The 3,323-nt window shown below is 73.9% G+C and carries 5 protein-coding genes; 4 read left to right on the top strand and 1 reads right to left on the bottom strand.

Annotation, left to right across the window (positions count from 1 at the left end; translation table 11 throughout):
- Positions 1–499 (top strand): metallophosphoesterase family protein (locus RBH18_RS43460; protein WP_306216370.1); only part of this gene is annotated, 499 nt, incomplete at its 5' end.
- A 6-nt stretch (positions 500–505) separates the two neighbouring features.
- On the opposite strand, the gene RBH18_RS43455 is transcribed toward RBH18_RS43460, so the two are convergent.
- Entirely contained in the window at positions 506–892 is a 387-nt protein-coding gene (locus tag RBH18_RS43455) for an HPF/RaiA family ribosome-associated protein (RefSeq protein WP_306216368.1), read from the bottom strand.
- Between the two features lie 98 nt (positions 893–990).
- Here RBH18_RS43455 and RBH18_RS43450 point away from each other — a divergent pair, with 98 nt between their 5' ends.
- The 3 genes from RBH18_RS43450 to RBH18_RS43440 form a co-directional block, all read left to right on the top strand.
- A complete protein-coding gene (locus RBH18_RS43450) occupies positions 991–1,332 on the top strand; it encodes a hypothetical protein (protein WP_306216367.1) in 342 nt (113 codons plus the stop codon).
- Positions 1,329–2,444 (top strand): hypothetical protein, encoded by a 1,116-nt coding sequence (locus RBH18_RS43445; RefSeq protein WP_306216366.1) that lies wholly within the window; start codon positions 1,329–1,331, stop codon positions 2,442–2,444. Before RBH18_RS43450 ends, RBH18_RS43445 begins: the two co-directional genes overlap by 4 nt.
- The coding region (locus RBH18_RS43440) for a S8 family serine peptidase (RefSeq protein ID WP_306216365.1) at positions 2,441–3,323 on the top strand (883 nt) is incomplete at its 3' end. The genes RBH18_RS43445 and RBH18_RS43440, both read left to right, overlap by 4 nt.

Here is a 3,323-nt window from a genome sequence, read left to right as displayed (position 1 = left end):
CTGGCATGTGGTCGTCCTCAACTCGAACTGCGCGGCCGTCGCCGGCGGATGCGGCACCGGATCGCCGCAGCAGGAGTGGCTCGAGCGCGACCTCGACGCGAACGGCCGCACGTGCGTGCTGGCCGCCTGGCACCACCCGCGCTGGTCCACGGGCATCGCCGGCCACGACCCGCGCACCGCGGACCTCTACCAGACTCTGTACGACCACGGCGTCGAACTGGTCCTGTCCGGCCACGACGCCGACTACGAGCGCTTCGGCCCGCTCGACCCGGCCGGCAAGCCCGACGACAAGGGCGTCCGGCAGTTCGTCATCGGCACGGGCGGCCAGGCGCACTACCGCCCGACAGCCTCAGCGGGCGCGCCGGCGAGCGAGTTCGCCGACTACGACCACCACGGCGTGCTCGAACTCAACCTGGCGCCCGACTCGTACGACTGGAAGTTCCACGTCCTGGAGGGCAGTGCCCCGACCGAGGACGCCGGCCGGGGCACCTGCCACTGAGTTCCGTTATTCGGCCGGCTCGTCCGGGAGCGCCGTCGCCAGCTTGGTCTGCAGGTGCCGGTTGTGCCGGGGCTCCTGCCGCACCTTCGACTCGTCGAGCTTGCGCCGCAGGTCGTCGCGGCAATCGTTGAGGGCCGCGTGCAGATCCTCCTCGGCCGAGGTGGTCACGATCTTCGTCCGGCCGGCGATCCAGCACTCCAAGGTGACCTTCTGGCCCTTCGCGGCCCGATCCTTGACGGAGACCTCGAGCTCCGTCGTGTCGGCCGGGAAGGCCGCCAGCCGGGCGTCGAGCGTGGAGAACTGCTCGGCGATCCAGGTGCGGTCACCCTGTGAGAAACCAGCCCCGGCCCGCAGGCACTGCTCCACGGTGGCCGGGTCAGTTGCGACACTCATGCGATTCTCCCTTCGTTGGGTGATCCGTTCCGTACCCCTTTTGGGCCCGCCCTGAACCGAACCCGCGCCACCTTCGTGTCAAGGGCGGAGGTGGGCTCATGGCAGACGGGGTGCGCATCGAAACCGGCCAGGTGGCCGACGTCGCGGCGGGGCTGGCGGCGGACGCCGACGAGGGCTTCGCCTCCGCCGAGGCCCGCGCCGCGGCCCTCCACGCCCACGGCGTCGTCTTCGGCGCGGCCGTCCCGGGCGGCACGATGCTCGCGGCCAAGGAGAGGTACGCGCGGGCGCTGGCCTACACGGACGCGAACCTGCGGGCGTACCGTCGGATGGCGGCCGTGCTCGCCGCGCAGGCGGATCAGGTCGTCCGGGAGCTCGGCGCGGCCGACCGGATCTCCGAGCAGTCCCAGCGCCGCCTCGCCGACCTTGTGGGGCTCTCGTGACCGACTGGACGGCCTACAACCTCCCGGCCATCTGGACCATGCTCCGGGCCGAGGACACCTGCACGGCCAGCGACCGGGTGGCTGGCTGGGAGGCGCTGGCCGGCGACGTGCGGGAGCAGCTCACCCGGCTCCGGGCCGCGCGCGCCCGGCTCGCCGAGGCCTGGCCGCCGGAGGAGAACGACTCGGCGCGGGCCTTCCTCGATCGGATGGACCTGGTCGCGGCGTCGATGCAGGAGACCCTGACGCGGGCGGAGGACATTCGCGCGGGGCTGCGGGGGATCGTCGAGGCGCTGGGGGAGGCGCAGGCGGCCGTGCGGCCGCTGGCCGAGGAGCGGGCGGTGGTCAGCTCGGACCTGATCCCGCGCTGGCTGGACCACGCCGAGGACGAGTACGACGCCAAGGCCCGCGCCGCGATGCAACGCGCCGAGGCCGCCGTCGCCGACCACACCGCCCAGCTCGAACCGCCCAGCCTTTTCGAGGGCCGGGACGACCTGGGCGGTCGGGGTGGCGACTTCGATCCCGGGACGTCCGGAAGTGCTCCCGCGGTGCCGGTGCCGGTCCCGGTGCCGCACGATCCCCCGGAACTGTCCGCAGGAGCGCTTCCCGGAGGGAGTGCCGACGCGAGTCTTGCGGGCGTGGCACCCCCTGCTGGTGCTGGATCGGCCCCCGTACTGCCGTCGCCGGGTACCTCAGGCGGTGCTCTGCCCGGCTCGGTCATCGGTGCGGCCGGGGTGATCGGTGCCGGGGGGCTCGTCGCGGGTGCTGCCGGTGCCGCCGGTGTGTTCGGCCCGATCACCGGGCCGTCGCGGCGAGGCGGTGCCGGGCTGGTGCCGCCGGCGGGACGGGACTCGACGGGTGTCCGTCCGCCCGCTGGTCCGCGACCCGCACCAGGAGCAGCAGCAGCGGCAGCCGGTTCGGCTCCGGCGCATCCGATACCGCCGATGAGCGGAGGCCGCCGGCCGGGGCACCGTGCGGAGGACGCGGGCGCGGCGGGCGGTGGGGTGGCGGACGAGACGTGGGAAGTTCGCGAGGGCGTCGCGCCGATCATCCGGCCGTCCCGGCGAAGGGCCCGGCACGATCCCGGTCCCGGCGTCATCGGGGGCGCTGCTTGATCAGGTGCCTGCCCGCCGCCCTGGCCGCCTCGGTGCTGGTGCTCGCGACGACTCCCGTGCAAGGGGCTGAGCCGGCGTGGGCAGCCGATGGTGTCCGCGCGGCGCAATGGCACCTGACCGCTCTGGACATCAGGACGGCACACCGGGTCAGCCTCGGCGCGGGGGTGATCGTCGCCCTCGTCGACACGGGCGTCGACGCCGCCCATGACGACCTTGCCGATGCGGTGGCGCCCGGAACGGACCTCTTCCCCGATCCGATCGGCGACGGCCGGGACGACATCGACGGGCACGGCACCGAGATGGCCGGGATCATCGCGGGCCGGGGACACGGCGCCCGATCGGGAGCGCTCGGGATCGCCCCGGCCGCCACGATCCTGCCGATCCGCGGTCCCATCAAGACCATGGCGACCTCCGAGTTCATGGTGCGGGCGGTGGCTTTTGCGCGGGGGCGCGGGGCGCGGGTCGTCAACATGTCGTTCGGGACCGGGGACACCGAGGTGTTGCGCTCGGCGGTTCGGGCGGCGGTGGCGGCGGACATGGTGGTGGTGGCGGCTTCCGGGAATGTGGGGAGCGGGGCCGGGGAGTTTCCGGGGCGGTATCCCGAGGTGCTCACGGTCGGGGCTGTCGGGCGTACCGGGAAGGTCGCGGATTTTTCCGTCACCGGGCCGCAGGTCGATCTCACCGCGCCCGGGGTGGACATTGTGACGACCGGGATCGGGCGGACCGGCTATTACCGGGGGAGCGGCACCAGCGAGGCGACCGCCGTCGTCAGCGGGGCGGCGGCTCTCGTGCGGGCGGCGCATCCGGAGCTCAGCGCGGCCGAGGTGGTGCGGCGGCTGACGGCGACGGCCGTGGACGCGGGGCGGAAGGGGCGGGACG

Origin of the sequence: Actinoplanes oryzae (assembly GCF_030757795.1) — a bacterium.
In the GTDB taxonomy this organism is placed as follows: domain Bacteria; phylum Actinomycetota; class Actinomycetes; order Mycobacteriales; family Micromonosporaceae; genus Actinoplanes.
The sequence above is the reverse complement of the archived record's forward strand: the minus strand, read 5'-3'. Positions and strand labels throughout refer to the sequence as shown.

Excerpts from the sequence above, each read along its gene's own strand:
- RBH18_RS43455 (WP_306216368.1), bottom strand. The coding sequence starts at position 892 with ATGAGTGTCGCAACTGACCCGGCCACCGTGGAGCAGTGCCTGCGGGCC.
- RBH18_RS43450 (WP_306216367.1), top strand. The coding sequence starts at position 991 with ATGGCAGACGGGGTGCGCATCGAAACCGGCCAGGTGGCCGACGTCGCG.